Annotated in this window: 24 protein-coding genes; 11 read left to right on the plus strand and 13 right to left on the minus strand. The window is 68.4% G+C overall.

Features of this window, described 5'->3' with window-relative positions; all coding sequences use genetic code 11:
* Positions 1–52: 52 nt before the first annotated feature.
* From HDA44_RS03400 to HDA44_RS03410, 3 genes are read right to left on the minus strand one after another with little or no spacing between them, the layout of a single operon-like run.
* Positions 53–1,564: a long-chain-fatty-acid--CoA ligase gene (locus tag HDA44_RS03400; RefSeq protein ID WP_337905610.1), complete on the minus strand. Its 1,512-nt coding sequence runs from the start codon at positions 1,562–1,564 to the stop codon at positions 53–55.
* A 47-nt stretch (positions 1,565–1,611) separates the two neighbouring features.
* On the minus strand, positions 1,612–3,039 hold the full coding sequence (locus HDA44_RS03405; protein WP_184831241.1) for an amidase: 1,428 nt from the start codon (positions 3,037–3,039) through the stop codon (positions 1,612–1,614).
* The gene (locus HDA44_RS03410; RefSeq protein WP_184831244.1) at positions 3,036–4,316 is read right to left on the minus strand and encodes an MFS transporter; all 1,281 of its coding nucleotides are present in this window, start codon (positions 4,314–4,316) and stop codon (positions 3,036–3,038) included. The genes HDA44_RS03405 and HDA44_RS03410 overlap by 4 nt, the downstream gene beginning before the upstream one ends.
* A gap of 117 nt (positions 4,317–4,433) precedes the next feature.
* Here HDA44_RS03410 and HDA44_RS03415 point away from each other — a divergent pair, with 117 nt between their 5' ends.
* Positions 4,434–5,066: a TetR family transcriptional regulator gene (locus HDA44_RS03415; protein WP_184831246.1), complete on the plus strand. Its 633-nt coding sequence runs from the start codon at positions 4,434–4,436 to the stop codon at positions 5,064–5,066.
* A gap of 1 nt (position 5,067) precedes the next feature.
* Here HDA44_RS03415 and HDA44_RS38390 read toward each other — a convergent pair whose 3' ends face one another.
* Positions 5,068–6,087 (minus strand): substrate-binding domain-containing protein, encoded by a 1,020-nt coding sequence (locus HDA44_RS38390; protein ID WP_184831247.1) that lies wholly within the window; start codon positions 6,085–6,087, stop codon positions 5,068–5,070.
* Positions 6,088–6,230: 143 nt separating this feature from the next.
* Between HDA44_RS38390 and HDA44_RS03425 the strand changes: the two genes are divergently transcribed.
* Genes HDA44_RS03425 through HDA44_RS03450 form a run of 6 tightly spaced genes read left to right on the plus strand, consistent with a single transcriptional unit; the run spans position 6,231 to position 15,029 of the window.
* The gene (locus tag HDA44_RS03425) at positions 6,231–7,799 is read left to right on the plus strand and encodes an ABC transporter substrate-binding protein (protein WP_184831248.1); all 1,569 of its coding nucleotides are present in this window, start codon (positions 6,231–6,233) and stop codon (positions 7,797–7,799) included.
* A 23-nt stretch (positions 7,800–7,822) separates the two neighbouring features.
* On the plus strand, positions 7,823–8,773 hold the full coding sequence (locus HDA44_RS03430) for an ABC transporter permease (RefSeq protein WP_202887124.1): 951 nt from the start codon (positions 7,823–7,825) through the stop codon (positions 8,771–8,773).
* The gene (locus tag HDA44_RS03435) at positions 8,770–10,644 is read left to right on the plus strand and encodes a dipeptide/oligopeptide/nickel ABC transporter permease/ATP-binding protein (protein WP_184831249.1); all 1,875 of its coding nucleotides are present in this window, start codon (positions 8,770–8,772) and stop codon (positions 10,642–10,644) included. Before HDA44_RS03430 ends, HDA44_RS03435 begins: the two co-directional genes overlap by 4 nt.
* Positions 10,641–11,495 (plus strand): ATP-binding cassette domain-containing protein, encoded by an 855-nt coding sequence (locus HDA44_RS03440; RefSeq protein ID WP_337905611.1) that lies wholly within the window; start codon positions 10,641–10,643, stop codon positions 11,493–11,495. The genes HDA44_RS03435 and HDA44_RS03440 overlap by 4 nt, the downstream gene beginning before the upstream one ends.
* Positions 11,492–12,349 (plus strand): alpha/beta hydrolase fold domain-containing protein, encoded by an 858-nt coding sequence (locus HDA44_RS03445; RefSeq protein WP_184831250.1) that lies wholly within the window; start codon positions 11,492–11,494, stop codon positions 12,347–12,349. Before HDA44_RS03440 ends, HDA44_RS03445 begins: the two co-directional genes overlap by 4 nt.
* A gap of 34 nt (positions 12,350–12,383) precedes the next feature.
* Complete coding sequence (locus HDA44_RS03450; RefSeq protein ID WP_202887134.1) at positions 12,384–15,029, plus strand: alpha-L-rhamnosidase; 2,646 nt, start codon at positions 12,384–12,386, stop codon at positions 15,027–15,029.
* Positions 15,030–15,064: 35 nt separating this feature from the next.
* Here HDA44_RS03450 and HDA44_RS03455 read toward each other — a convergent pair whose 3' ends face one another.
* The 3 genes from HDA44_RS03455 to HDA44_RS03465 are packed head-to-tail and all read right to left on the minus strand — an operon-like array spanning position 15,065 to position 17,108.
* Positions 15,065–15,679, minus strand: coding sequence for a hypothetical protein (locus HDA44_RS03455; protein WP_184831252.1), 615 nt, complete (start codon positions 15,677–15,679; stop codon positions 15,065–15,067).
* The gene (locus HDA44_RS03460; protein WP_184831254.1) at positions 15,676–16,398 is read right to left on the minus strand and encodes an ABC transporter permease; all 723 of its coding nucleotides are present in this window, start codon (positions 16,396–16,398) and stop codon (positions 15,676–15,678) included. The genes HDA44_RS03455 and HDA44_RS03460 overlap by 4 nt, the downstream gene beginning before the upstream one ends.
* A complete protein-coding gene (locus HDA44_RS03465; protein WP_184831256.1) occupies positions 16,395–17,108 on the minus strand; it encodes an ABC transporter ATP-binding protein in 714 nt (237 codons plus the stop codon). The genes HDA44_RS03460 and HDA44_RS03465 overlap by 4 nt, the downstream gene beginning before the upstream one ends.
* Before the next feature lie 329 nt (positions 17,109–17,437).
* Here HDA44_RS03465 and HDA44_RS36610 point away from each other — a divergent pair, with 329 nt between their 5' ends.
* The 3 genes from HDA44_RS36610 (at position 17,438) to HDA44_RS03475 (ending at position 18,445) form a co-directional block, all read left to right on the plus strand.
* Positions 17,438–17,725 (plus strand): hypothetical protein, encoded by a 288-nt coding sequence (locus HDA44_RS36610; RefSeq protein ID WP_202887136.1) that lies wholly within the window; start codon positions 17,438–17,440, stop codon positions 17,723–17,725.
* Positions 17,722–18,006 (plus strand): class I SAM-dependent methyltransferase, encoded by a 285-nt coding sequence (locus HDA44_RS03470; protein WP_202887138.1) that lies wholly within the window; start codon positions 17,722–17,724, stop codon positions 18,004–18,006. Before HDA44_RS36610 ends, HDA44_RS03470 begins: the two co-directional genes overlap by 4 nt.
* 94 nt (positions 18,007–18,100) lie before the next feature.
* Positions 18,101–18,445: an SH3 domain-containing protein gene (locus tag HDA44_RS03475; RefSeq protein ID WP_184831258.1), complete on the plus strand. Its 345-nt coding sequence runs from the start codon at positions 18,101–18,103 to the stop codon at positions 18,443–18,445.
* Between the two features lie 98 nt (positions 18,446–18,543).
* Here the strand turns inward: HDA44_RS03475 and HDA44_RS03480 are convergent, their stop codons facing one another.
* From HDA44_RS03480 to HDA44_RS03490, 3 genes are read right to left on the minus strand one after another with little or no spacing between them, the layout of a single operon-like run.
* Entirely contained in the window at positions 18,544–19,770 is a 1,227-nt protein-coding gene (locus HDA44_RS03480) for a sugar ABC transporter permease (RefSeq protein ID WP_337905612.1), read from the minus strand.
* On the minus strand, positions 19,767–20,531 hold the full coding sequence (locus HDA44_RS03485; protein ID WP_184831260.1) for an ATP-binding cassette domain-containing protein: 765 nt from the start codon (positions 20,529–20,531) through the stop codon (positions 19,767–19,769). Before HDA44_RS03485 ends, HDA44_RS03480 begins: the two co-directional genes overlap by 4 nt.
* Complete coding sequence (locus tag HDA44_RS03490; RefSeq protein WP_184831262.1) at positions 20,528–21,592, minus strand: ABC transporter substrate-binding protein; 1,065 nt, start codon at positions 21,590–21,592, stop codon at positions 20,528–20,530. The genes HDA44_RS03485 and HDA44_RS03490 overlap by 4 nt, the downstream gene beginning before the upstream one ends.
* 154 nt (positions 21,593–21,746) lie before the next feature.
* On the opposite strand from HDA44_RS03490, the gene HDA44_RS03495 reads away from it, so the two are divergent.
* A complete protein-coding gene (locus HDA44_RS03495) occupies positions 21,747–23,882 on the plus strand; it encodes a hypothetical protein (protein ID WP_184831264.1) in 2,136 nt (711 codons plus the stop codon).
* On the opposite strand, the gene HDA44_RS03500 is transcribed toward HDA44_RS03495, so the two are convergent.
* Genes HDA44_RS03500 through metX form a run of 3 tightly spaced genes read right to left on the minus strand, consistent with a single transcriptional unit; the run spans position 23,854 to position 26,854 of the window.
* The gene (locus tag HDA44_RS03500) at positions 23,854–24,336 is read right to left on the minus strand and encodes a CoA-binding protein (protein WP_184831266.1); all 483 of its coding nucleotides are present in this window, start codon (positions 24,334–24,336) and stop codon (positions 23,854–23,856) included. The two genes, HDA44_RS03495 and HDA44_RS03500, sit on opposite strands and share 29 nt — an antisense overlap.
* Positions 24,333–25,655, minus strand: a complete 1,323-nt coding sequence (locus HDA44_RS03505; protein ID WP_184831268.1) for an O-acetylhomoserine aminocarboxypropyltransferase/cysteine synthase family protein — start codon at positions 25,653–25,655, stop codon at positions 24,333–24,335. Before HDA44_RS03505 ends, HDA44_RS03500 begins: the two co-directional genes overlap by 4 nt.
* Positions 25,652–26,854 carry a homoserine O-acetyltransferase MetX gene (metX, locus tag HDA44_RS03510; protein WP_184831269.1) on the minus strand — a complete coding sequence of 401 codons (1,203 nt, stop codon included), beginning with the start codon at positions 26,852–26,854 and terminating at the stop codon, positions 25,652–25,654. Before metX ends, HDA44_RS03505 begins: the two co-directional genes overlap by 4 nt.
* Between the last annotated feature and the right edge of the window lie 50 nt (positions 26,855–26,904).

Raw genomic sequence — 26,904 nt, forward strand, 5'->3', positions numbered from 1 at the left:
TCACCTGTCGGCCGGCACACACCAGCGACGTAACGCTAACGCAGGCGCCTCGTCACCAGGACCGCGCGGCGGGCTTTGACACCGACGCCGAAATCCGGAGCTCCCGCTTGAGCAGCTTCCCGGTTGGTCCTTTCGGGAGAGTTTCGACGAGCTGGACCAGGCGCGGGTACTTGTACGCCGCAACCTGCGCCTTCAGGTAGTCGCGCAGTTCATCTGCTCGTGCGGTGGCGCCGGGTTTGAGTACGACGGCAGCCGCGACCTCTTCGCCGAGCTCAGGATGGGGTACGCCGAACACGGCGACCTCGGCGACCGCGGGGTGCTCGTGGAAGACCTCCTCGAGCTCTCTCGGGTAGACGTTGTAGCCGCCGCGGATGATCAGGTCCTTCTTGCGGTCGACGATGAAGAAGTAGCCGTCGGCATCGACCCGGGCCAGGTCGCCGGTGTGGAACCAGCCGTCCCGGATCGCGGCCGCGGTGGCGTCGGCACGCCGCCAGTAGCTCTTCATGATGTTGTGGCCGCGCACGACGATCTCGCCGATCTCGCCAGGCCGCGCCTCCGTCCCCTGTTCGTCGACGAGCCGCATCTCGACCCCGCTGACCGGTGTCCCGATCGAGCCCGGCTTGCGTACGCGATCCGGGTGGTTGAAGGACACGACCGGCGAGGTCTCCGACAAGCCGTAGCCCTCAAGGATCATGCAGCCGAACTCCCGCTCGAACCCCCGCAGCACTTCGACCGGCAGCGCCGCGCCACCGGAGACGCACAGGCGCAGTGCGGACACATCGTGCGTACGGCGACCCGGGTCGTGCAGGAGCGCGGCGTACATCGTCGGCACTCCTTCGAAGATCGTCACGTGATCGCGGTGCAGAACCTTCAGTACCCGGGCCGGCTCGAAGCGGGGGACCAGGGTGACGGCGGCGCCGACCCGGATCGCGGTGTTGAGCGCGCAGGTGAACCCGAAGACGTGGAACATCGGCAGCCCGCCGAAGACGACGTCGTCGGCCGTGATCGAGAACAGCGCCTGGGTCACCTCGACGTTGCGGACGAGATTGGCGTGGGTGAGCTCGGCACCTTTCGGCTCGCCGGTCGTGCCCGAGGTGTACAGGATGACGGCGGTGTCGTGGTCGTCGCGCTCGACCACCTCGCGGGCAGCGGCGGCCGAACTCATCAGCTCGGCGAAGTTCTCGTCGACGAGCACAAGCTCGGCACCGGCCTGCCGCGCACCGTCCCCGGCCGGTTGTGCGACCTGGTGCCACGCGAACAACGTCTTGCTGCCGGAGTCACGCAGGTAGTAGGCCACCTCACGTTCCTTGAAGAGCGGATTCATCGGTACGACGATGCAGCCCGCGCGCAGTACGCCATATGCGAGTGCCGCGAACTCGGGAACGTTCGGCAGCATCAGACCGATCCTGTCACCGGGGACATGACCGTTGTGCCGGAGCCATCCGGCCACCCGCGCGCAGAGCTCCTCGAGTTCCTCGTACGTGAGGGCGTGATCGTCGAGCCGAACGGCCGGCCGGGCGGGGTGTGTTCGGGCCGTGTACGTGAGGTTGTGCGCGAGATTCACGAGTCCCTCCGTTCCTGTTGTGTCGATGCATGGGTGCGGCCGCGAGGTCAGTCCCACCATTGGGGTGGGTGTCGCGTCTGCCAGCCGATCGTGTCCTCGAGTTGGGCGGCCACGCTGAGTAGGAGCTGGTCGCTGCCGTGGTCGGCGCCGGTGAGCTGGACACCGATCGGCAGACCGTCCGGCGTCAGGTGGCTCGGCAGCGACACGGCCGGTAGGCCGCTGGTGTTCTGCAACGGCGTGTACGCCGACCAGCGCAGCATGCGCATCGCGGGCGCCTCGGAGCCGCCCGCGTGGAAGTGTCCGAGCGGTACCGCCGGGCCGCTCGATACCGGTGTGAGCGCCAGGTCGTACGGGGTGAGTCCCGCGATCAGTCTGGTAGAGAGCGACGCCAGCGTCGCCGTGGACCGGACGAAGCCGGCGGCCGTGAGCCGGTCGCCCCGCTCGCGCATCCAGCGGGTGTCCGCTTGCAACGCAGCCGCGGCGGACGAGGGCATCCCGGCGAGCATGCTCGAGACGACACCGGCGATGTAGTCGAACAGCGAGTCCGCGCCGGCGGCGTCCCAGGGCGCCGGGTTGGTCAGCTCGACGATCTCGTGGCCGAGTTCTTCGAGCAGCGCCGCGACGCGCGCGACCGCTCGTACGGTCTCGGGGTGCGGTTCGTCGAGGCCGCTGTCCGTCCAGACGGCGATCCGCAGCGGTCCGCGCGGCGGCCTTCCTGTTGCCGCGAGCAACGATTGCCCGGTACGCACCTCGTACAGGCCGGCCGGGCGCCTGACCGTCATGGCGTCCAGCAGGAGTGCCGCGTCGGCGACCGTTCGGGCGAGCGGTCCGTCGGTGGTGAAGGCGAAGAAGGAAGGATTGGGCGCCGAGCTCACGACCCCTCGGCTGGGTTTGATGCCGACGAGTCCGCAGACGGCGGCCGGCGTCCGGACGGAACCTGCGCCGTCGCTACCGTGACCGACTGGCACGAGACCGGCCGCGACCGCGCTCGCCGCGCCGCCGCTCGACCCGCTTGCGGACCGGCCGGGGGCATACGGCGTGACGGCGGCGCGTCCCACGACCGCGGAGGCGGTGTAGCAGGGGATGCCGAACTCCGGCGCGTGCGTCGTCCCGAGGGTCACCGTGCCCGCCGCGCGGATCGAACCGACCGCCGCCGCGTCGACCTCGGCCGTGTACGCCGGGATCGCCGTACTCCCGTTGGTGACCGGAACGCCCGCGATCGGCTGCAGGTCCTTGAAAGCGATCGGCAGACCGAGCAACGGCCGATCCGGTTGCGGGCCCTCGGCAAGTAACCGGTCCGCCGCGGCAGCCTCCTTGAGTGCGAGCTCCGGCGATGTCACCACGAAGGCGCCGAGCGGACCGCCGAGACGATCGATGCGTTCGAGGTAGTGCGCGGTGAGCTCGACCGCGCTGATCGTACGACCAGCGAGCGCCGCGCATTGCTCGACGGCGGTCAGCTCGTGCGGAGCGGTCATCGGACGCCGCGGATCGGCTGGATCGCGAGCGCCCCGAGCAGGCTGAAGACGGCCGCGCCGATGAACAAGGCGGTGTAGTTGCCGCCGGAGCCGGTGCCGATGGCGAGGAAGATCGGGGCGATCGCCGGTGCCACCAGCTGCGGGACCGCGTTGGCGATGTTGAAGACGCCCAGGTCCTTGGCGGCGGTCGCGCCGCCGTCCGGCAGGACCTGTGCCACCAGGGCGAGGTCGACGGCCAGATACGCACCGAGCGCGAGGCCGCCGATGACCATGCCGATGAGGAAGGCGCCGAAGGTTCCGGCTGTCGCGACGACGATCATCGCCATGCCGTAAACGCCCGCCGAGCCCAGTACGAAGGCCTTGCGGCGACGAAGGCGGTCGGACAGCCATCCGCAACCGATCGAGCTGACGACGACGGTCGCGGTGAGTACGAGCGTGGACTGCAGTACGAGCGTCGGGATCCGCACTGTCTCGACGCCGAGCTGATCGGACAGGTAGTAGACCTGATACGTCTGCAGGATCGCGAAGCCGGTGATCATCAGGAACCGGCCGAGCCAGGCCCAGGCGAAGCCTCGGTGCTGGATCGGATTCACCCAGAAGCTACGGAAGAAGGCGCCTATGTCGTAGCGTCCGCGGTCCGCCGGGTCGAGGCGACGGTCGCGCACCGCGGCGGCCAGCACGATCACCGCGGCGGCTGCCAGTGCGCCCGGGACGAGGAACATCAGGGCGATCGAGGTGCCGACCGACTGCACGAGGAAGACACCGGTGACCACGCCGAGCGCCTGGCACATGCCGACGAGTCCGGAGACCTTGCCACGCTGGAAGTCGGGGACCTGGTCGATCAGGAGGGCGGCGAGCGCCGCATTGAGAGCGCTGAACCCGATCTGGGTCACGCACCAGCCGACCAGCAGCACCGGAATCGACGCCGCGGTCGCGAGCACGCAAAGCCCGGCGAGACCGACTGCCAGACCGCCGACCAGCCAGGGCCGCCGCATACCCCAGCGAGAGGTGGTCCGGTCGCTGAGCTGACCGAAGAACGGACCGGACAGGAGAGCGACGATCGCGGCGACCCCGAGTACCAGCGACAGGCCGGCCGCCGCGTTGTCCGGATCGATCTGCTTGATCCGGATCGCAAGGGTCACCGAGACCGGGGTGAGGGTCGCGACGGCGACCCCGAACAGAGCGGTCACGAAGGCAGCGATGAAGCCGCCGCTCGCCGCCGGGGGATTCGTGGCCTGGGCGGGAGCCGTCGCCGTCATGATCCGGTCGTCAGTCATCTCTGAACCTCCTCCTGCGGTGCTGCTCGGGGTGGTGCGAACGGACCTTACTAACAACTCAGTAAGTTTGCTAGAGCGAAACTGACAGACCACTCAGGTTGCTTGTACGATCGGCCCGTGACCCCGAAACCCGCACCGGCGAACCATCGACAGGTCTCGCCGTCGCCGCGCGGCGAGCGGCGCCGCGAGCAGATCGTGACGGCGGCCCTGGCCCTGTTCGCGAGCAGCGGCTACCGCGGGACCGGGATGACCGAGGTCGCCGCGCAGGTCGGGATCACCGAGCCGGGGGTGCTGTACCACTTCGGCACCAAGGTGGGTCTCCTGCGCGCCGTCGTCGAGCAGCGCGCGACGATCAGCCGGGCGTTCGCCCGCGACGCCGCCGAGCTGGGCGGACTGGCGGGTATCCGCGAGCTGATCCCTCTTGCGGAGCGCAGCATCGGCGAGCCCGACCTGATCAAGCTCTTCTCCGTGTTGCTGGCAGAGAACTTCGAGGCCGACGGTCCCGCGCACGACTTCTTCGTCGAGCACTACCGGGCCCTTCGGGTGAGCGTCGTGGAACTCATCGAGGCCGGTCAGCGTCGCGGCGAGGTCCGTGCCGGCATCGATCCGGCCCTGAAAGCCGTCGAGATCCTCGGTGCCCTCGACGGGATGGCCAGCCAGTGGTTGCTCGACCCGGAGGCCATCGACTTCGTCGCTTGCATCGAGGCGTACGTCGCGACGCTCGAGCGCGACCTGGCCGCAACCAGCTGACTCAGATCGTGTCCCTGGCCACGAGCCGGGTGACGTGTGGCCCCGGCCGGCGGAGCGCCGGCTTGCCGTCGAGCTGCCGGATCAGGACGGACGCGGCATGCCGGGCCTGCGCCTGGGAGTCGATGGCGATGGTGGTCAAGGGCGGTTGGGCGAGTCGCGCGGTCGGGATGTCGTACACGCCGATGACGGCGAGATCGCCGGGCGCGGCGAGCCCCCGGTCCCGAAGGGCGGCGAGCATTGTCAGTGCGGTCGGGTCGTCGTACGCGCACAGGCCGGTGACCGGTCGGCGCGCGGCGCGCCAACCGTCGATGATGGCGGCCGCTCCCTCGACCTCGGTGGGGATGGCGCTGATCACGGGTCGCGGCAGGCCCAGGTCGGCGCAGGCGCGCAGGACGCCGTCGCGCCGGAGCTCGATCTCGGAGCGCAGGCGGTCGTCCTCGGGCATCCCGTAGGCGAGCTGGCGGTGTCCTGCCGCGGCCAGCGCTTCCACCTGCTGCCGGCAGATGTCGTCCTGCACGTTGTGTACCCACCGGGAGAGCGCGTCCCCGGCGGTGAACGTGGAGTGTACGAGCTGCACGCCGGCGTCATGCATGGACCGGACCTCGTCAACGTCGAGATGCTGGGCCAGAACCGCGACCGGCGAGAGCGCGGACCAGATCGCGGTCACCGGCCGCAGGTCGCGCGACCAGGGGTGGATCACCAACGTGAGCCCGGCCTCGGCCAGCGCGGCGGACAGGTGCTCGAGCATGTCGCCGAACTGGGTGTTGAGCCGCAGATGCGGCGGTAGCAGGTACAGAACGACATCGCTGCGGCCCCGGCTGAGGGTCCGGGCGGCGGCCGAGGGCGCGTACCCCAATCGCGCGGCTGCTTCCCGGACCCGGTCGCGGGTGGCCGCCGGGATCTTCTGGTGCGGAGTGTCGTTCAGCACGTAACTCACCGTTGCCCGTGACACGCCCGCCGCTCGGGCGACATCGGCGGCCGTCACCCGCTGACCGGACCGATCGGCCACCTCGTTGCCCACGTAACTCTCCTCAGGGGTTGTGCCGTCCTCAACTGGGACCTAGCCTAGCCGACGCGCGTAAGTGAAGCGCGTAAGTGATCCGCGTAAGCAAACTTCTGCCGACTCGCTCCGGCGGTCCGGCCGCGTTCCACCCAGGAGGTCCCGTGTTCGTCTCATCCCACCCGCCGGTGCTCGGCCGGCTTCGGCGTACCCGCGCGGGGGCCGTCATCGCGGCGCTCCTGCTGATGGCGACGGTCGCCTGCTCGGCCACTCCGGCCGGCGTCGCGGCGAAGCCCGACACACTCAGCGTGGGGTTGCCGGCGTCGTCGATGCCGCAGGACTTCAACGTCGCGAAGACCGTCTCGAGCATCTTCTTCTTCGCGCTGGCCTACGAGCCGCTCATCCACCTCGACGACGACGGAACCTTCGGGCCCGCGCTGGCCAAGAGCTTCGGCTACGTGGGGCCGGGCAACAAGAAGTTCCAGCTCGAGTTGCGGGCCGAGGCGAAGTTCTCCGACGGTACGCCGGTGACCGCGGCGGCGGTCAAGAAGTGGATCACCTACTACGCCAAGAACGGCCCGTTCGCGTCGCAGTTCGACCTCGCGTCGATCGACACCGAGGGTACGACCAAGGTCGTCCTGAACCTGAAGACGCCCAACCCCAGCGTGCCCTGGAACCTCGCGCAGACGAACGGATGGGGGTTCATCGCGAGCCCCGCCGCGGTCGACGACCCGGCGCGGCTGAGCAAGGCGACCTTCGGGGCCGGGCCGTACAAGCTCGACCCGGCGCAGTCGCAGGCCGGCAGCCAGTTGACCTTCGTGCCGAACGAGAACTACTACGACAAGTCCAAAGCCCGGTTCAAGAAGGTCGTACTCAAGCAGATCAGCAACGCGTCGTCGATGATCCAGTCCCTGAGTGCCGGACAGATCGACATCGGCCAGGGCGACTACAGCATCCTCGACGCCGCCACCCAGGCGGGCTTCGCCACTACCGGTGGCACGCTGTCCTGGGACGCGCTGCGCTTCAGCAACTCGCCGGACCGCCCGTGGGGCAAGTTGCAGGTCAGGCAGGCGGTCAACTACGCCATCGACCGCGCGAGTCTGACCAAGGCGCTCATCGGCGGAAAGGGCGAGGCCACCTCGACCTGGATGCCGGCCGACGGCTACGTCAAGGAAGCGAAGGATCGCTATCCCTACGACCCGGAGAAGGCCAGGCAACTGCTCAAGGAGGCCGGCTACGCGAACGGCGTGACCCTGACGATCGTCGACATTCCCGGCGTACTGACGGACGGTACGCCCGCCGACGCGCTCGTCCAGGCGATCGCGCAGCAATTGCAGAAGGTTGGTGTCACCCTCAAGATCACGACCGTCCAGCCGGCCCAGTACTTCACCGAGCTCCGGAGCGGGAAGTACGACGGGTACGTCGCGAACTTCGGCATCAACTCGTACGGCACGTATGTCCCGATCTTCATCACCTCGCCCGCCGCGGGGAAGGGCACCACTGATGACGTGACGTTGAAGAAGCTCACCGCGCGGTACCTGTCGGCGGAACACCCGGAAGCGGTCGCGCAGGAGGTCAGCCGGTACGTGACGGAGCAGGCGTTGTACGTGCCGGTGTACGCGCCGAAGTCCTACATGGTCTTCAAGAAGGATCTGAAGGGCGTCGCGTTCCCGACCCTGCCCAACGGTCTGACATACGGCGCCCAGCCGGACCCGACCCAGTGGCAGTACTGAACCGGATCCGATGGAGGAACAGCATGCACCCCTTGGCGCAACTGGTGCGCCGTCGCGTCGCGCTCACGGCCGTCCTGCTGATGGTCGTGTCCGGATCGACCTTCGTCCTGGTCTCGCTGTCGCCCGGAGACCCGGCCGAGCAGATCCTCGGTTTCAACGCCACCCCCGAGTCGATCGCGCGACTCCGTTCGGCGATGGGATTGAACCAGCCGCTGTGGGACCAGTACTGGAACTGGATCCGGAGCGCGGCGACCGGTGATCTCGGCACCTCGATCAGCACCGGCACGCCGGTCGCGGACGCCATCTCCGCCCGGCTCCCGGTGACCTTGTCGCTCGTGGCCGGTGCCCTGCTGGTCACCTCGCTTCTGGGGGTCGGCGGAGGGGTTCTGGCCTCCCTGCGCGGAGGTGGTGTCGCTCGTGCGGTCGACGCCGTGGCGCTGCTCGGCTTCGCGTTGCCGAGCTTCTGGCTGGCGTCGGGGATGGTCGCGCTGTTCGCGGTCCGGCTCGGCTGGTTCCCGGCGATCGGCTACGTGCCTTTGGCCGAATCGCCGGCGGGGTGGCTGCGCTCGCTGGTCCTCCCGATCGCAGCGCTGGCGTTGCCCAGCATCGCCTTCGTCGCCAAGCAGACCAGGGAATCGATGGCGGGCGCGCTCGACTCGGAGTACGTCCGGATGGGGCGCGCGCACGGCGTACCGGACCGTTCTCTGATCGGGCGGCACGCGCTGCGCAACGCGGCCATGCCGGTGGTGACGGTGATCGGCGTGCAGGCGGTCGGGCTGCTGGCCGGCACCTTGTTCGTGGAGAACGTCTTCTCGCTGCCCGGGCTGGGATCGCTGCTCGTCCAGTCAGCCCTCGGTCACGACGTACCCGTGGTGATGGGCATCACGATGACGATCACGCTGCTGGTGGTAGCCGTGAACGCCGTCGTGGATCTCGCCTACACCTGGCTCAACCCGAGAGTGCGGACGTCATGAGCGGCTCGATGCGCGGGCGGGGCGTGCGTAGCCCCATCACGATCCTGTGCCTGTTGTTCCTGCTGGCGCTGGCGATCGTCGCGGTAGTGGCGCCGATCCTGCTGCCTGACGTCGCCGGTCAGCGTTCGGGCGATCTTCTGCACGTCAAGGAGGGCCCTTCCGGATCGCACTGGCTTGGTACTGACACCCAGGGCCGGGATGTCCTCGACCGGCTCCTCGTGGGCACCCGGTTCACGCTCATCGGAGTCGTCGAAGGCGTGGCTGCCGGACTGTTGTTCGGGGTACCGATCGGCCTGGCGGCGGGCTACCTCCGAGGCCGGCTGGACCGGGCCGTCGGCTGGGTGGCCGAGCTGGCGATGTCGATTCCCGCGATCGTGATCGTCGTCCAGGTGCTCTCGATCTTCCGCGGCAGCCTGCTCGCCGCCATGGTCGTGTACGGCGCGCTGACCGCACCTGGACTCATGCGGGTGATCCGGTCGGTCGTGCTCCAGGTCAGGGAGGAGCTCTACGTCTCGGCGGCCGTCGTTGCCGGGCTGAGCGTTCCGTACATCCTGTTCAGGCACGTGCTCCCGCGCATTCGCGGCGTTCTCGTCGTACAGACCGCGCTTCTGGCCGCCGGTGCGCTGCTGGTTCAGACCGGCCTCGCGTTCCTGGGGTTGCTGGTCTCGCCGCCCGCCCCGTCGTGGGGCGAGATGGTGGCGGACGGTCTCGGCATCATCGTGCTGCAGCCATGGCTGATCTGGCCACCCGGCATCGCGATCGTCCTGACCGTGCTGGCCTTCGGGTTCCTCGCCGATTCGTTCAGCGACCGGGCCGAGGTCGTCCGCGTACGACGCCGCGGCACGGGGGCCGTCAAGGCTCGGCCGGCTCCGGAACGTACACCCCAGGACTCGCTGTTGAGCGTCACGGACCTGCGCGTCACGATCTCGGGAGCCGCCGGCCCGAAACGGATCCTCGACGGTGTCAGCTTCAGCATCGCTGCCGGCGAGGCCGTGGGGCTGGTCGGTGAAAGTGGTTGCGGGAAGTCGATCACCGCCGCCGCGATCATTCGGCTGCTGCCACCAGGCGGTGTGCTGGAGAGCGGTGAAGTCGAGCTGGAGGGTCGACGGCTGTCGAGCCTGGCCGAGCAGGACCTGCGACGTCTGCGCGGCCGTGAGATCGGCTTCGTCGCACAGGAGCCGATGATCGCGCTAAACCCTGCGATGCGCATCGGGGATCTGATCGGCGAGGTCGTGCGGGTCCACCACGGAGGGTCCAAAGCGGAGGTCCGCCGGCGAGTACTGGACCTGCTGAGCAGCGTGCGGTTGCCGAACCCCGCCGAGGTCGCCCGCCGCTACCCGCACGAACTGTCCGGGGGCATGGCACAGCGCGTCGGTATCGCCCGCGCGCTCGCCGGCGAGCCGAAGCTGCTCATCGCCGACGAGCCCACGACGGCGCTGGACGTGACGGTGCAGGCAGAGATCCTGCGGTTGCTGCGAGATCTCCGGGACAGCCGCGGGATGGCGCTGCTGCTGGTGACGCACGACTGGGGTGTCGTCGCGGACGTCTGCGATCGGGCCGTGGTCATGTACGCCGGGCAGGTCGTCGAGGACGCGACCGTGGCGAGTGTCTTTGCCGCGCCCAAGCACCCGTACTCGAAGCGGCTGCTCGAGTCCGACCCGCATCGGGTGGTCAAGGGAGCAATACTTCCGACGATCCCTGGGTCCGTGCCGGCGCCGGGTCAGTGGCCTGGCGGCTGCCGGTTCGCGCCGCGCTGCGCGTACGCCGAGGATCGCTGCGGCGAAGCAGCCGTACCGCTCGAGTACGCCGCCGCCGACCACCTCACCCGCTGCCTTCGCCGGCCCGAGCTCGAGGAGCTGAACGTCCTGTGAACACACCCATGCTTCAGGTCACGGACCTGACGGTCGAATACGTGCAGGGAGCCCGAAGACCACCCTTCCGCGCCGTCGACGGGGTCGATTTCGAACTGGCCGCGGGCGAGACGCTGGGGTTGGTCGGCGAGTCCGGATCGGGGAAGTCGACGGTCGCGAAGGCGCTGTTGCGGCTGGTGCCGACGCATCGCGGCCGGATCACGTTCGAGGGCCGCGACCTTACCCACCTGACCGGCAAGGACCGGCGGGGATTGAGCTCGGCCATCCAGGTCGTGTTCCAGGACCCGTACAGCTCCTTCAACCCAGCACGAACCATCGGCGACTCGTTACGCGAGATGTTGCGCCCGCAGGGAATCCGTGACCGGAGCGTCGCCCAGGCGCGCGCCGCCGGTCTGATGGAGCGGGTCGGCCTCGATGCGTCCGCTCTGGACGGGTACCCGGGTGCCTTCTCCGGCGGGCAACGGCAGCGCATTGCCATCGCCCGCGCGCTGATGGTCGACCCGAAGCTGCTGATCTGCGACGAAGCGGTGAGTGCCCTGGATCTGTCGGTCCAGGCCCAAGTGATCAATCTGCTGCGCGAACTGCAGCAGGAGCGGAGGATCTCGTTGCTGTTCATCTCGCACGACCTCACGGTCGTCAACCACGTCTCCCAGCGGGTGATGGTTCTCTACAAGGGCCGTGTGATGGAGGCCGGCGACACCGATACGGTCTACAGCCATCCACGGCACCCGTACACTCGCGTCCTGCTTGATGCGGTGCCGATGCCCGACCCGGACGCGCAGCGCCGACGCCGGGCGAATCGCTTGTTGAGCCAGGAGACCCCGTCGGCGGCGCAAGGGGCTGACGCATGACGGCACCGGATGTCGACGAGGACGCGACTCGTGTGGTGGTGCGGGATCTCACTGTCGCCGGTCCGCACGGTGATGTCCCGGCACGGCTGTATCGCAGCCCGGGCAGGCTCCCACTTGCCGGCCTGGTCTGGGTGCACGGCGGTGCCTTCGTTTCCGGTGATCTCGACATGCCCGAGGCCGACTGGGTCGCTGGACGGCTGGCAGCGCGAGGAATCGCGGTCCTTTCGCTCGACTACCGCAAGGCCAAGGACGGTGTGCAGTACCCGGTCCCCTCGGACGACGTACTGGCGGGATGGACCTGGGCCGTCGAACACGTCGACGTCCTCGGAGTACCCGTGCAGCGGCTGCACCTCGGTGGCGCGAGCGCCGGCGGCAACCTGGTCGCAGGCGTGACCAAGCGGCTGCGCGACGGCGCGGGCCGCCTGCCTACCTCGCTGGTACTCGCCTATCCGGTCGTTCATCCGGAGCTGCCGGTCGACGGGCCTGTCGACGTTGCCGGTCTCGAAGAGCTCGCGGGCGATCACTACTTCTCGCCCGAGCTCACCCGGCGGATGACGGTCAACTATGTCGGCGGCGACGAGCGGCTGCTGACCCACCCGTACGCCTTTCCCTCCAACGGCGCGGTCGGCGGGCAGCCGCCGGTCTACGTCATGAATTGCGAGTACGACTCCTTGCGAGCGTCCGGGCACGCGTACGCCGTCCTGCTCGCGGAAGCGGGCGTCATCGTCCGCGAGGAGACCTTGGCCCGCACGCAGCACGGCGCGCTGAACCGCCCCGGCGGCGAGGCGCTGCGCTCCCTCGACGGCATCACGTCCTGGATTCTCGAGGGTCCGGACGGGCCGAATGCCGGCTGAAGTACGAATCCGCGACCGCCCCGATCGGAGTACTTTGAACGCCCCGAATCGCCCGTACGCCCTGCGCGTCGACCACCTCACCACCCCGCTTGGGATCGGTCCGGAGACACCTCGGGTGTCCTGGAAGTTGCCGCCGGGGGCCGCGGCCCAGCACGCCTACCGGATCGTGGCCAACGGTTGGGACTCGGGCAGAGTCGAGTCGGAACAGTCGACCTGGTTGCCTGTGGCAATGGTTCCGGCGTCCGGTCTTGCGGTGACCTGGAAGGTGAAGACCTGGACCGATCTGGGTGAGAGTGAGTGGTCCGCGCCCAGTACGTGGGAGGTCGGGCTGCTTACTGCCGACTGGAGGGCCGAGTGGATCGGTCCGGTCGAGGTCGTGGGCCTTCCGGCCAGGCAACGACCGGCCTTCCAGCTCGGCGGCGCCGTCTCGATCACCGGAGAGGTCGTGCGGGCGCGCTTGTACGCGACGGCCCACGGTGTGTACGAGGCCTTCGTCAACGGGCGCCGAGTCGGCGATCACGAGCTGACGCCGGGGTGGACCGCGTACAACAGCCGGCTGCAGGTTCAGACCTTCGACGTCACCGACCTGCTCGTACCGGGTGTGAACATGCTCGGGGCGTTGTTGTCGGATGGGTGGTGGCGCGGCCAGAACAGCGTTGCCCGCAGAGTCGACGACTACGGCACCAGCACTGCCTTCCTTGCACAGCTCGTCGTGACTTTCGCGGACGGTTCGCAGGTCGTCACCGGGACCGATGAGGGATGGCGATCGATTCCCAGTCACGTACTGGGCGCCGACCTGATCGCGGGCGAGGTGCACGATTTGCGGCGGCGTGTTTCGTGGAGTGGCTGGCGTGACTGGCAACCCGTCGTACCGCAGCACCATGGATATGACCGCCTGTGCCCGTCCCCGGCACCGCCCGTGCGCCGGATCGAGGAACTGCGTCCGGTGTCGGTCCGGGAACTGTCGTCCGGGCGGTGGCTGGTCGACGTCGGCCAGAACATCAACGGCTGGGTGCGGTTGCGCGGGCTCGGCAGCACCGGAACCGAGATCACGCTCACCTACGGCGAATGGCTCGATCGGGACGGGGATGTCACCCAGGACCACGTGGCGTGGCCGGCCTCCACCGAGGTCGACCGGTCGGTCCCGTTCCAGGTCGACCGGGTCGTGGCCGCCGGCAACGATGATGACGTCTTCGAGCCCAGACACAGTACGAAGGGCTTCCAGTACGTGCGGGTGGAGGGCTACGAAGGGACACTCACGGCTGACGACGTGACCGCTGTGGTCGTACACACCGACCTCGAGCGTCGCGGGTCGTTCGCGTGCTCGGATCCCCGGCTCGAGGCCATCCATCGGATCGCCGTGTGGAGCTTCCGCGACAACGCCTGCGACATTCCCACCGACTGCCCGACCCGGGAGCGGGCGGGCTGGACCGGGGACTGGCAGATCTACGTCGAGACAGCCGCGTTCCTGTACGACGTCGGTGGCTTCTCCGTGAAGTGGCTGCGGGACCTCGCGGCCGAGCAACGACCCGACGGGAGGGTCACCAATCTGGTGCCCGAGTCGCATCCCGGTGACGCCCGGGCACCCACCTATTGGCCCGACCTGGAGGGGTCGGCCGGATGGGGCGACGCCGCCGTGCACGTGCCGTGGCAGATCTACCGAGCGACCGGCGATGAGCGCGTACTCGCCGACCAGTGGCAGTCGATGCGCGCGTGGGTCGACTACGCCGCCGCGACGGCCGCGGGGGAGCGGCATCCAGCGAGGGTGGAACGCCGCGCCGAGCCCGCGGCCCATGAACGGTTGGTTTGGGACACCGGCTGGCACTTCGGCGAATGGCTCGAGCCGGGCCAGGACGTTCCGGCAGCGATCAAGGCCGCCTTCAGCGCGGATCACGGTCCGGTGGCAACCGCCTATCTGCACCGTTCCGCCCACCAACTGGCGCAGGCCGCGAGGATCCTGGGCCGCGACCTCGACGCGGCGCGGTACGCCCGGCTCGCTGCCGACGTCGCGACGGCGTGGCAGCGTGAGTTCCTGACCGGCGACGGCCAGGTGACCCCCGGCACCCAGGCGACCTATGTACGGGCGCTCGCCTTCGGGTTGATCCCAGCGCCGTTGCGCGCCGCCGCCGCGGGCCGACTCGCCGAGCTGGTGCGCGCGGGCGGGTACCGCGTCGGCACCGGTTTCCTCGCCACCGCACAGCTGCTTCCCGTACTCGCCGAGCACGGGTACGTCGACGTCGCGTACGAACTGCTTCTCCAGCACCGCGAGCCGTCGTGGCTGGTCATGGTCGACCGTGGCGCCACCACCATCTGGGAGGAGTGGGACGGTATTCGCGCGGACGGCACCCCGCACGCGTCCCTCAACCACTACAGCAAAGGCGCGGTGATCAGCTTCCTGCACCAGTACGTCGCCGGCCTCCAACTCCTCGAACCCGGCTGGCGCCGCTTCCGCGTCGCCCCACACCCAGGCAGCGGACTCAACTGGGCCGAGGCACAACATGAAAGCCCCTACGGAACCATAGCCACCCACTGGGAACGCCAAGGCAACACTTTGAAACTAAAGGTCCAGGTCCCACCCGGCACAACCGCCGACATTCCCCACCCCAACGCAGCAACCCAGATCCTCACGAGCGGCACGCACACCCTCACGTACACCCCACCAAGACCCAACGCCGAATAACCGGCGCGGCCAGCGGATCGCGCCGGAAGTGCCTGTCAGGCGTCTCTGGAGTGGAAGGTGCGGATTGCGAGGGTGGTTAGGCCTGCTGCCCAGGTGGAGAGGGTCAGCCAGTTGGTGCTGTCTGGGAGGTAGGTGGTGAGTGATGTGTGGGCTTGTAGTAGGGGGCCGAGGATGAAGTAGTAGGTGAGGAGGCTGACCAGGGCCGGGACTGTTTTTCGGAGTAGGGTGCCGGTTGCGTGGGCGATGATTGTGGTGGCGGTCAAGTAGCCGATCGCGCGGAGGTCGGCGGGGCCGTCGATGAGGGCGGTGATGGCGACGGTGGTACCGGCGACGGGGAGCGTGACGAGCAAGAGCGCGACGAGTTTCGCGCCGTACGTGGTGATCCGTCGAGGTACGGCGAGCAGCGTCGTACGGATCTGTCCGCCCTGGTACTCAGAGGTGATCGGCAGCAGGCCGAGTACGACGAACCCGGCCGGCACCGCGCCGGACAGCGCGTCGGCACCGTCCTGGCCGGCGTTGACGAAAGCGACGGTGAGCAGCGCAGTGAGCGCCCAGGTCCCGACGACGGTGTAGCCGATCGCCGGGAGGGTACTGAGCTTCAACAGCTCGGCCCGGAGCGCGTCGATCGACGGCGTGGCGCGTGGTGTCATGCGTCACGCCGGGTGAACACGGTGACGCCGATCGCGGCGACCAGTACGACCCACAGCCCCATCACCAGGCCGCCGGTCACCGGGGCGATCTCGGCGGAACCACGGAGGTCGCGGAGGAACATCCGCATCCCGGCCAGGTCCGGCAGGTAGTTCGCCAAGCGTGTCACCTTGGTCAGCAGGAAGCTCACCGAGACGACAGACATGTTCACGATGAAGAACGTCAGCGGGATGATCCCGCTGCGGGTGACGAGGGTGATGGCTCCCGTGAGCAGAGCAGTGAGGATCCAGTACGCCGTGACGCCGACGACTCGCGGCAGCTCCGCAGTACCGATGGCGGTTCCGGTGAGCGAGGTCGTAGTCAGTGTGATGGCCGAGCTGACGAGCGCGAGCAATGCGACCGTCATCGACAACGCCGCGGCCTTCGCCAGCAGGAACCGTGACCGCGACGCCGCCGCGGTCAGGCTGGTCGTGACTTGCCGCCCGCCACCGGACTCGGCGCCTTCGGCGAGGTACTCGCTGCTGACCGCCGCCACCCCGAGCACGATCGCCCCGATGACACCGACGGCCAGGGACTGGAACCCGGCGTCCACGCCCCGGGACACGTCGCCGCGGGAGTTGAGGGCGGCCACTCCGGCGGGCAGGATCACGGCGAGCGCGGTCGCGAGCCAGGACGCCGGGAGCGTCGCGAGCTTGAGCAGTTCGGCGCGGATCAGTTTCATCGCGGGCCTCCTTGCGGTGCGCCGGTGAGGGCGAAGTACGCGTTCTCGACCGAGCCGTGCTCGCCGACCACCTCCGGCAAGGTGCCCTGGGCAACTATTCGGCCGTGGTGGATGACCACGACGTCGTCGACGGTTTCGGCGACCTCGCCGAGGAAGTGGCTCGACAGCAGAACGGTCCGGCCGGTAGCGGCCCGATCGCGGAGGAAGGTCCGCATCCAGCGGATGCCCTCGGGGTCGAGGCCGTTCACCGGCTCGTCGAGGATCAGGATCTCCGGGTCGCCGAGCAGCGCGGCGGCGAGGCCGAGCCGGCGGCCCATGCCGAGCGAGTAGCCCCGTACGCGGCGGCGGGCATCGTTGGTGAGACCGACGACTTCGAGTACCTCCGCGACCCGGGCCGGCGGGAGGCCACCGGCGGCGGCGAGCCAGCGCAGGTGCCCGCGAGCGGTCCGGGACCGATGCGCTCCGGAACCGTCGAGGAGCGCGCCGACCTTCGTCAGTGGGTCTTTCAGCCGGCCGAACGGGACGCCGTCGACGAGCGCCGTACCAGAGGTGGCCGAATCCAGTCCGAGCAGAATGCGCAGCGTCGAGGTCTTCCCGGCGCCGTTCGGCCCGAGGAACGCCGTCACCCGCCCCGGCCGCGCTTCGAAGCTGATGCCGGACAATATCTCCCGCGACCCGCGCCGCTTGCTGAGCTCATGTATCGAAAGCATGCCCCAACCCAACGCGCTCCCGCCCCAAAGCACATCGGCCCCAGGTCCGTCATCCCTGAGTCCGATGATGGCTGGAATGGTTGGCCAGGCCCGGCCCGGTGGTTCGGCCGGCGGGTTCCCGGGCAGGTTCGGCGCTCATCGGAGCAGAGACTACATGCGATCTGATCGCAGATGGAAGTGGTGCGGATGCGACGTGAATTGGTGGGGGAGTGGGCCGGGCGGATAGGGGTGGGTGGCATGAGTAGTTCGACAACCGCGTGCCGACTGGCGCGCAACTACACGATGCGTGGTCGCCGCGCCTGACGGCGCGTTCGCTTTCATGCTTCGCGGTGCCGGACTTTGTGTTCGTCGCGGCGCGCGCCGTCTTCCGAGAGTTCATGCGCCTCGGACCGGCGATCGGTACGCAACTCTCCTGGGTTGCCCTTGCCTTCGAGGCGCTCCACTTTCTGCTCATGGAGCGCACCTTGCCCCGTTCTCTGCACGGTGGCCGACACGAGCTCGGCCAGAACTTCCTCACCACCTCGACGAACACCGCATCACTCGGCTTCGGCGATCGCTCCCCGGCGTACGCGTTGAACACGCCGACGCGCTCCGGCATCCGCTGGACTCGTCGGTGATCGTCGGGAACCTGTCGTTCAATCTGATCACACCGATCCTGCGACGCCTCCTGAGCGGAACCGCTTGGAACGAAGCGATCCTGATCACTCAATGGGAAGTCGTACGAGCGATCTTCGGTGGACGTGGGAATACGTTCGCGCGGATCGTACAGAACGCGACCCGACTCGGCGCTCAGGAAACCGGACAGGCGTCGCGCCGTACCGGGATCGACCGCGACAGCCTGCCGCGTGACCTGACCGCGTCACAGTGGGCCGGACTGTGGACAGTCGTTCGCACCTGATACCGGCTGGGCTGCTTTTCTGTGATGAAACGGTAATTTTTGTGCGGTTACACTGCCATCTGTCGTTATTTCTTGACGAAAGGAAGAGCAGAGAGTGAAGAACCGGATTCTGGTTGGTGCGGTACTGACCGCGGCTCTGGCCGGTAGCCAGGCGGCGCTCGTCGTGCCGGCGACGGCTGCCCCCGTGACCGCGCAGGCCGGGTGCTCCAAGCGTTTCGTCATCGCGGAGGCGAAGCTGAACATCCGCAAGACGGCCAGCGCGAGTTCTGACAGCCTCGGCACTTTTCCGAAGGGGGCCCAGGCGAGCTGCTCGGCCAACTACGCGGGTGGCGACGTCACTGCCTGCGGGTCGAGCGGCAACACCTGGACCCAGATCAAGTACGGCACGAAGAGCGGGTACGTTCCGTTCAGCTGCGTGAAGTTCGTCGACGCGAGCTGACCGCGGCAGCCCAAAGGCGTGCCCCTGCCGATGCGTCGGCAGGGGCACATCCGTGGAGCCGGTCGATCGAGGCCGACGGTCGGTCGCGGCGCGCGTTGTCAGCCGCGGCCGTGGCTGGCGCGGGTTCGGCGGGCCAGTGAGTCGACGCCGACCGCCAGCAGGAGCACGACGCCGGTGACGAGGAAGCGGTAGGACGAATCCAGGCTCAGTAGGGTCAGACCGCTCGAGATCGCCTGGATGACAAGCATTCCGAGGACGGCGGCGAACGCGGTGCCCCGCCCACCGAACAAGGACGTGCCGCCGATCACCGCGGCCGCGATCGCGTTCAGGTTGACGTCTCCGCCGCCGCTGGCCTGGTTGGCCGCCGCGAGCCGGGCCGCGCCGAGAATCCCGCCGAAGGCGGCGAGCGTGGTGCAGATCGTGAACGCCGAGACATAGATGAGGCGTACGTTGATGCCGGCCCGGCGCGCCGCCTCGACGTTGCCGCCGACCGCGTACATGGCCTTGCCCCACTTGGTCGAGGTCAGGGCGTAGTGCAGCGCCAGCGCGAGCGCCACGAACAGAACGAACATCCAGCCGATCCCGCGGGTGCGATTCAGGTACCAGGCGGCGAAGCCCAGGCCGGCCGCGAGTACGCAGCTTCGCACCAGCAGGAAGCGAAGCGACCTGGCCGACAGGTTCGCGGCGCGGCGCTTGACCGCGTGCCGGAATCCGGCAACGAAGAGCGCTCCCGCGGCAAGCAGCACGAAGACGTACGACAACCAGGCGGGTACGAACCGCAGCTGTGCGAACTCGACCAGCCCGGAGTCGAACGGCAGGTTGATCGAACCGATCGCTCCGAGCGTTTTCAGCTGTAACCCGAGGAAGGACAGCAGCCCGGCCAACGTAATCACGAAGGTGGGGATGCCGATCCGGTTGAAGATCTGCCCGTACAGCAGGCCGATCGCGGCGCCGGCGGCGAGCGAGACAAGCACTGCCAGCCAAGCAGGCCAACCCTCTTTGACGAAAAGGATCGCGGTGATCGCCGCGCACAGGCCGCTGATGGAGCCGACCGACAAGTCGATCTGTCCGACGAGCAGTACGCACACGATGCCGAGGGCAATGATCCCGACCGGCACGCACTCCATCAGCAGGTTGACCAGATTGGTGCTGGACAGGAAGATCGGGTTCAGGATCTGCAGGACCACGCAGATCACCAGCAACCCGGCCATGACCGGCACCATTCCGAGCTCACCGGCGCGCACCCGGTCCAGGAGGGCGGTGGCGGCACCGCGTGCGCCGGACGTGGGGCGGAGGCGCTCGTCGGTGAGGTCGGTGGCGGTCACTGCCTTGCTCCTTCAGTCGGTACGGGGCCGGCGCGATGGGTCACGTCGGCACCGGTGATCGCGGCGACGAGTTGCTCCGACGACGTACCGCGCGCATCGAAAACGCCGTTGTTCCGGCCGAGCCGCAGGACCACGACCTGATCGGCGACCGCCCGTACGTCGGCCATGTTGTGGCTGATCATGATCACGCCGTGGCCGTTCTGGCGGAGCCGGTCGATCAGGTTCAGCACCTCGGCGGTCTGCGCGACGCCGAGGGCCGCGGTCGGCTCGTCCAGGATGATGATCTTCGGATCGCCCAGCAGACTTCGCGCGATCGCGACCGTCTGGCGCTGACCGCCGGAGAGGGCCGCGACCGGCAGCCGGACGGCCGGGATCTTCGCGGACAGCTGCCGAAGCAGCTCCCAGGACCGGACCTCCATCGCGACGTCGTCGAGCCGGAACGGGCCGAGCTCCTGGCCGAGGAAGAGGTTCTCGATCACGTTGAGGTTCTCGCAGAGCGCGAGGTCCTGGAACACGGTCGCGATGCCGAGCTTGTGCGCTGCCGCCGGGCCCGGAATCGACACCTCGCGGCCCTCGAAGACGATCGCGCCGGCGTCCGGAGCGTGGACCCCGGACAGTACCTTCACCAGCGTGGACTTCCCGGCCCCGTTGTCGCCGACGACCGCGACCACCTGGCCGGCGTCCACGGTCAGGTCGACGTCGGTCAGTGCCGCCACGGCACCGAAGTTCTTGCGGATGCCGCGGAGCTGGAGTGTCGTCATGAGTTCAGGCCCAACTGCGTACACGCCGCCTTGTACTCAGCCGTACAGACATCGCTGATCTTGACCGCGAAACCTGGCTCCCGCAGTACCTTCGCGATGTTGTCGCGGGTCACGACGGTCGGTGTGAAGAGCTCCGAGGGCGTGTCGAACAGCGTCGTCTTGCCGGCCGGCTTGTTGCCTTTGGCAAACTCGTGGGCGATGGTCGCGGCGGCGTCGGCGACGATCTTGATCGGCTTGGAGATGGTGTTGTACTGGTCGCCGGAGATGACCCGCTGGAGGGCTGCCAGCTCGGCGTCGTTGCCGGTCACCGGCGGGAGCTTGGCGCCGGCCGCCTTGAACGCGGCGATCGTCGCGCCGCCGGTGCCGTCGTTGGCCGCGACCACGCCGGCGATCTGGTTCGGGAACCGGGTGATCTGGCCGCTGACCCATTCCTGCGCCTTGGGTGGCGCCCAGCCCGGGGTGTCGAACTCGGCCAGCAGCTTCAGCCCGCTCGGGTCGACCGCGCTGTGGATCCCCTTCTTGATCAGGCCTGCCGCGGCGTCGGTGGGGGAGCCGTTGACCTGCAGGATGCCGCCGGTTGCCTTGGTCGCCTTCAGCTGGTCGACCAGCGACTGGGCGATCAGCTTGCCGATCTTCTCGTTGTCGAACGAGACGTAGTAGTCGGCCTTCTTGTCCGGGATCGGCCGGTCGTACGCGATCACCGGGACGCCCTGGCCCTGCGCCGCCTGCACGATCGAGGCAGCCGCGGCGGAGTCGACCGGATCGATCACGATCGCCTTCACGCCCTGCGCGAGCATCGAGTTCGCCTGTTGCTGCTGCTTGGCGGGATCGGCCGCCGCGTTCTGGTACAGCACCTCGCAGCCGGAGCACAGCTCCTTCATCTTCGCGGTGAACAGCGGCGCGTCGAACAGCTCGTACCGGGTGGAGGCGATGTCCGGCATCAGGAACGCGATCTTCGCGTCCGAACCGCCACCGCTCGCGCCGGCCCCCGAACCGCAGGCCGTCACGGTCGTCGAGAGCGCGATCAGCCCCGCGGCAGCCAATACACGGTAACGCTTCATCCGGCTATGCCTCCCAGATAATCCTGTTAATTTCACGCTGAGGAGTGGTACGAAACCGCAGTTGGACACGGACTGTCAAGGGGCGGCTGCGCTGAGATTCATTCAGGTCAGCGAAAGTTGCTGGGTGCATACGCGGTATGCATACTGGGTATCTATGGTCCTCATTCGTGTTCCGGTAGCTGTTCGCCGCAGGTTGTTCCGCGTCGCCGCGGTGGTGGCGGCCGTGGGTGGAGTCGCGGCGGTCAGTACTCCGGCGGAAGCGCGGGCAGTGCCTGCCGCGCCGGTGGCGAAGGTCGTGGTGATCGGCGTACCAGGGCTGACGTGGGACGTGGTGAAGGCTTCGCCGGAGTTGACCGCGCTGGTGGATGAGGCGCAGGTCGGGTCGATCACGGTCAAGACGGCTGGTCCTACCACTTGTCCGATCGATGGCTGGTTGACGATCGGTGCCGGTGCGCGTTCGTGGGGGAGTGTTCCGGGGCAGGGTTGTGGTGAGCTGCCGGCGGTGATTGATGGCAGGGTCGCGGGCTGGCGGACGTACGTAGACCGCCAGGCCGAGCACCACACCGCCGCCCCACTCGGCCGCCTCGGCCAAATCAGCCAGGGCGGGCAGACCGCTCGGGTCGGTCGGGGTGGGCAGGCGATCTGTGGGTTCGGGGCGGGTGCCGCGGTGGCGCTGGCGAGGGCGGATGGCTCGGTGGTGGACTGGCAGCCTGAGTTCGACGCGGCCAGGCTGGCGAGCAGTCGTTGTGGTGCCGCGATTGTCGACGGCGGTGCTCTAACAAAGGGCGATGACGCCGGCCGGCGGATCGCGGGGCTCGTCGCACAGGTCAGGTCATCCGGCGGTCGTGTACTGCTCGTCGGTGTCGGTCAGCAATCGGCGGACGCCCGCCGAGAGCTGCAGGTCGTGATGCAGCTCGCGCCGGAGACAGTCGCCAAGCAGTTCGTGCCAGGGACAGTCGCCAAGCAGCTCGTGCCGGAGGGTGGTCGTGGGTGGCTGACCAGTGCTAGTACGCGTCGGCCGGGGCTGATTCAGCTTAGTGATGTGACCGCGACCATTGTCCGGGAGCGTACCCCCGGGACCAGCGATCTGGCCGGCGTGGACGACACCGGGCCGCTGGATGGGAGTCCGATCCGCGCGGCCGGCGAGCGGCCCGCCGACGCGCGCGCGGTGATCGAGGACCGGCTGGACTTCAACCAGCGGTTCGAGCAGCAACGGCCCAGGCTGATTGCGGTCGCGATGACGATCCTGGCCGCGGAACTGCTCGCCCTGGCATGGTTCTGGCTGAAGTGCACTCCGCGATCCCGGCGTACCCTCGTCTTCACCCTGCTCACGCAGTGCGCGTTCTTCGTCGCCGTCTTCCTGTCCACGCTGACATTCTGGTGGCGCTGGCCGGCGCCGGGTTTCGCCTTGTACTGCGTGGTTCTGGGCGGTAGCGCGATCTTGGCCGGACTCGCTCAAGCCGTGCTGAAACGCGACGCGTTCCTCGGCATCGCATCGGCGGCGTACTTGATCCTCTTGGCTGACGGTGTACTCGGAACGCCGCTGCAGTTCGGGAGCATGTTCACCGACGGGCCGATCACGGGTGGGCGGTTCTACGGTTTCGGAAACTCCACCTTCGCGACGCTTGCGGTCGCCGCGCTCGTCACCGCCGGCGCGGTTGCCCAGCGGCTGATCGGCAGCAGCAGAGCGCAGGCTGCGATCGCGGTACTCGTCATCGGTGGCGCCGCGATCGTTGTCGATGGCTGGCCGGGATGGGGTACGGACTTCGGCGGCATCATCGCGCTGACTCCCGCCGTACTGCTGATGGCGTGGTTGACCTGGCGCAGCAGTGTGTCATTGCGCGCGCTGATCGGCGAGGGCCTGGCCGGCTTGCTGGCCGTGGCTGCCCTTGCCTTCGTCGACTATTCGCGTCCCGTCGACTCACGCAGTCATTTCGGTACGTTCGTGGCCAAGTTGCTGGACGGTGATGCGAGTGAGGTACTGATCCGCAAGTTGGAGGCGGCGGCGCAGCCGTTCACCGGCCTGTCCGGTTGGGCGATGCTGGCCGGGGTGGTGCTGTGGATCGGCGCCACGGTGCTGCCGGGCCGCGTACCGTTCGCGACGTACCGGCGCTTCTACAACGAGCTTCCGATGGTCCGGCCAACCCTGCTCGCCGTCTCGGCGTGCGGCCTGATCGGCATGCTGCTGAACGACGCGGGCGTCGCGCTCCCCGCGATCATGGTCGGCTTCGCGCTCCCGCTGCTGGTCGCGCATCTGATGGTTACTGGAGACCGGAGCGCGTCGAGGTGATGCGGTGGGTGTTGAAGCCCAGCCAGTGCATACGGCCGGTGTAGCGGGCGTGCTCGATCTTCAGGCAGCGGTCCATGACGACGGTGAGGCCGGCGGTTTCCGCGATCTCGGCGCCCGCAAGGTTGATGACGCCGAATTGGCACCAGAGCGCGCCGGCGCCGATGGTTGCCGCGGCGCGAGCGATTTCGGGCAGGGCGCCGGGCGCGCGGAAGACGTTGACGACATCGACCGGGACGGGTACGTCGAGCAGGCTCGGGTACGACGGCCGGCCGAGGATCTCGGTTTCGCGCGGGTTGACAGGGATCACGTCGTACCCGTGCCGTTTGAGGTAGTAACCGACGAAGTGGCTGGCGCGGAGTTCGTTCGCCGACAGGCCGACGATCGCGATCGTCCTGGCGCCGTGCAGGACACGCTGGATGGCAAGCGGGTCCTGGTACCCGCCGAGGTCCGTCATGCGCCGGCCTCCGCGCGGTCGATGCCTGCGGCAACATGTTTGAAACCGTTCTCCAGGTCCCAGATCAGGTCGTCGACGGACTCGGTGCCGACGGACAGCCGGACGGTTCCCGGGCCGACGCCGGCCGCGGCCAGTTCGTGGTCGCTCAACTGCCGATGGGTGGTGCTGGCGGGATGGATGACCAGGCTCTTCGCGTCGCCGACGTTCGCCAGATGGGACCATAAGTTCAGCCCGGAGATGAGGCCTTGACCACCGGCGCGCCCGCCGGCGCAGTCGAACGAGAACACGGCGCCGGCCCCGCGCGGCAGGTACTTGTCGACCAGCGGCCGGTACCGGCTGTCCGCGAGACCCGGATGGCTGACGTTCGACGCGAGCTCGTGGGATCGGAGGAAGCCGGCCACCGCCAGCGCGTTGGCGACGTGGCGTTCCATCCGCAGCGACAGCGTTTCCAGGCCCTGCAGGAACAGGAACGCGTTGAACGGTGAGAGCGCGCCCCCGAGGTCGCGCAGCGTTTCGGCGCGCAGCTTCATCAGGTACCCGTAGGTGCCGAACGTTTCGTGGAACTGCAGTCCGTGGTACGCCGGGGACGGCTCCGCGATCACCGGGAAGCGCCCGTTCGACCAGTTGAACGTGCCGGCCTCGACCACGACGCCGCCGATGCTGGTGCCATGTCCGCCGAGGAACTTGGTCGCCGAGTGGATCACGATGTCGGCGCCCCAATCGATCGGGCGGCACAGGTACGGCGTCGCGAACGTGTTGTCGACGATCAGCGGCAGCTCGTGTTCGTGCGCGATGTTCGCGACGGTCTCGAGGTCGAGTACGTTGCCGGCCGGGTTGCCGATGGTCTCGGCGAAGAAGGCCTTCGTGTTCGGGCGTACGGCGTGCCGCCAGGCATCCGCGTCATCGGGATCGACCCAACTCAGTTCCACGCTCAGCTTGCCGAGGACATGCTTCAGTTGGTTGACCGTGCCCCCGTACAGGGCCGTCGACGCGACCACATGGTCTCCGGGCCGCAGTAGCGTGAACAGCGCGGCCGCCTGCGCGGCGATCCCGCTCGCGAAGGCGACCGCTCCGGCGCCGCCTTCGAGGTTCGCGACCCGTTCCTCGAACACGGCCACGGTCGGATTCATGATCCGCGAGTAGGTGTTCCCGTACTCCTGCAGGTTGAAGTACGCCGCCGCGGACTCCGGATCCTCGAACACGTAGCTGGTGGTCTGGAAGATCGGTACCGCGCGGGCGCCGGTGTTCGGGTCGGGGCGCTGCCCGGCATGCAGCTGCCGGGTTTCGAAGCCGTACGCGCGGGCTTCCTCTACGCTCATGGGGTCCTTTCGTCAGCCAGGAACCGGCGGATGATGGGCGTTTGGCGGGCTTCCTCCAGCAGGAAGCAGTCATGTCCGTACGGCGCGTCGATCACCTCTAGCTCGACCTCCTTGCCGAGCGACCGCAGCGCCTGCGCGAGCTCGCGCGATGCCTGTGGCGGATACAGCCAGTCGGAGCTGAACGCGATCAGCAAGGTCCGCGCCGCGACCCCTGCCAGCGCGCGCTCAAGTGATCCGTGCCCGCGGGCGAGATCGAAGTACGTCAACGCCCGCGACGTGTAGAGGTAGGTGTTGGCGTCGAAGCGTTTGACGAACGTGTTCGCCTGATGGCGCAGATAGTTCTCGACCTCGAACTCGGGTTCGTCGATGGTGTACCGGATATCGTCGGCGTACTGCAATCGGCGGGCGAACTTCTGGTCAAGCGCCGGCGCCGACAGGTATGTGATGTGGCCGACCATCCGCGCGATGCCGAGGCCCGCGTCGGGTCCGTGACCGGTGCCGTAGTAGCGACCGCTTTGCCAGGCCGGATCGCGCCGGATCGCCTCGCGCGCGATCGCGTTCCAGGCGAGTCCCTGTGGATGCAGCGCGTGCGTACTGGCGATCGCGATGACCGCGTCGACCTGGTCGGGGTAGCGGACGGCCCACTCGAGCGCTTGCATGCCGCCGAGCGAACCCCCGGCCACCGCGGCGAGTCGCTCGATGCCGAGCGCGTCCAGGAACGCGCGCTCGGTTCGTACCATGTCAGCGACGGTGACGACCGGGAAGTCTGGTCCGTACGGCGCGCCGGTGGCCGGATCGATCGACGACGGACCGGTCGTGCCGCGGCACCCGCCCAGCAGGTTCGTGGACACGACGAAGAACCGGTCGGTGTCGAACGCCTTGCCGGGCCCGATCATCCCGTCCCACCAGCCGAGTCCCTGGCCGGCCGTGCCGTCGCTGTCGGCGGCTCCGAACCCGTCGCGGGCGCTGTCCGTCGGTGCCTTCGAGGTACCCGCCGCGTGGGCGTCGCCGCTGAGCGCATGGCAGACCAGGATGACGTTGTCGCGGGCCGGGGACAGTTCGCCGTACGTCTCGTACGCGACGCGGACCGGGTACAAAGCGCTGCCGCAGTCGAGCGGCACGGGTGCCGGCAGGTCCAGGTACTGGGTCTCGACTGTTCCAGCTGAGCCGGCCGCAAGCACTGGGGCTGACTCCACCATGTGGTCATCGTAGCCATAATGTGTACTAATTCAATAGACTAAGTCGAAAT

Source organism: Kribbella solani (assembly GCF_014205295.1).
GTDB lineage: Bacteria > Actinomycetota > Actinomycetes > Propionibacteriales > Kribbellaceae > Kribbella > Kribbella solani.

Bases quoted from the DNA above. Each gene is read 5' to 3' on its own strand.
- HDA44_RS03405 (WP_184831241.1), bottom strand. From the start codon at position 3,039: ATGACCGCTCCGCACGAGCTGACCGCCGTCGAGCAATGCGCGGCGCTC.
- metX (WP_184831269.1), bottom strand. From the start codon at position 26,854: ATGGTGGAGTCAGCCCCAGTGCTTGCGGCCGGCTCAGCTGGAACAGTC.
- HDA44_RS03460 (WP_184831254.1), bottom strand. From the start codon at position 16,398: ATGAAACTGATCCGCGCCGAACTGCTCAAGCTCGCGACGCTCCCGGCG.
- HDA44_RS03435 (WP_184831249.1), top strand. From the start codon at position 8,770: ATGAGCGGCTCGATGCGCGGGCGGGGCGTGCGTAGCCCCATCACGATC.
- HDA44_RS03455 (WP_184831252.1), bottom strand. From the start codon at position 15,679: ATGACACCACGCGCCACGCCGTCGATCGACGCGCTCCGGGCCGAGCTG.
- HDA44_RS03465 (WP_184831256.1), bottom strand. From the start codon at position 17,108: ATGCTTTCGATACATGAGCTCAGCAAGCGGCGCGGGTCGCGGGAGATA.
- HDA44_RS03495 (WP_184831264.1), top strand. From the start codon at position 21,747: ATGGTCCTCATTCGTGTTCCGGTAGCTGTTCGCCGCAGGTTGTTCCGC.
- HDA44_RS03410 (WP_184831244.1), bottom strand. From the start codon at position 4,316: ATGACTGACGACCGGATCATGACGGCGACGGCTCCCGCCCAGGCCACG.
- HDA44_RS03490 (WP_184831262.1), bottom strand. From the start codon at position 21,592: ATGAAGCGTTACCGTGTATTGGCTGCCGCGGGGCTGATCGCGCTCTCG.
- HDA44_RS03500 (WP_184831266.1), bottom strand. From the start codon at position 24,336: ATGACGGACCTCGGCGGGTACCAGGACCCGCTTGCCATCCAGCGTGTC.
- HDA44_RS03485 (WP_184831260.1), bottom strand. From the start codon at position 20,531: ATGACGACACTCCAGCTCCGCGGCATCCGCAAGAACTTCGGTGCCGTG.
- HDA44_RS03505 (WP_184831268.1), bottom strand. From the start codon at position 25,655: ATGAGCGTAGAGGAAGCCCGCGCGTACGGCTTCGAAACCCGGCAGCTG.
- HDA44_RS03430 (WP_202887124.1), top strand. From the start codon at position 7,823: ATGCACCCCTTGGCGCAACTGGTGCGCCGTCGCGTCGCGCTCACGGCC.
- HDA44_RS03445 (WP_184831250.1), top strand. From the start codon at position 11,492: ATGACGGCACCGGATGTCGACGAGGACGCGACTCGTGTGGTGGTGCGG.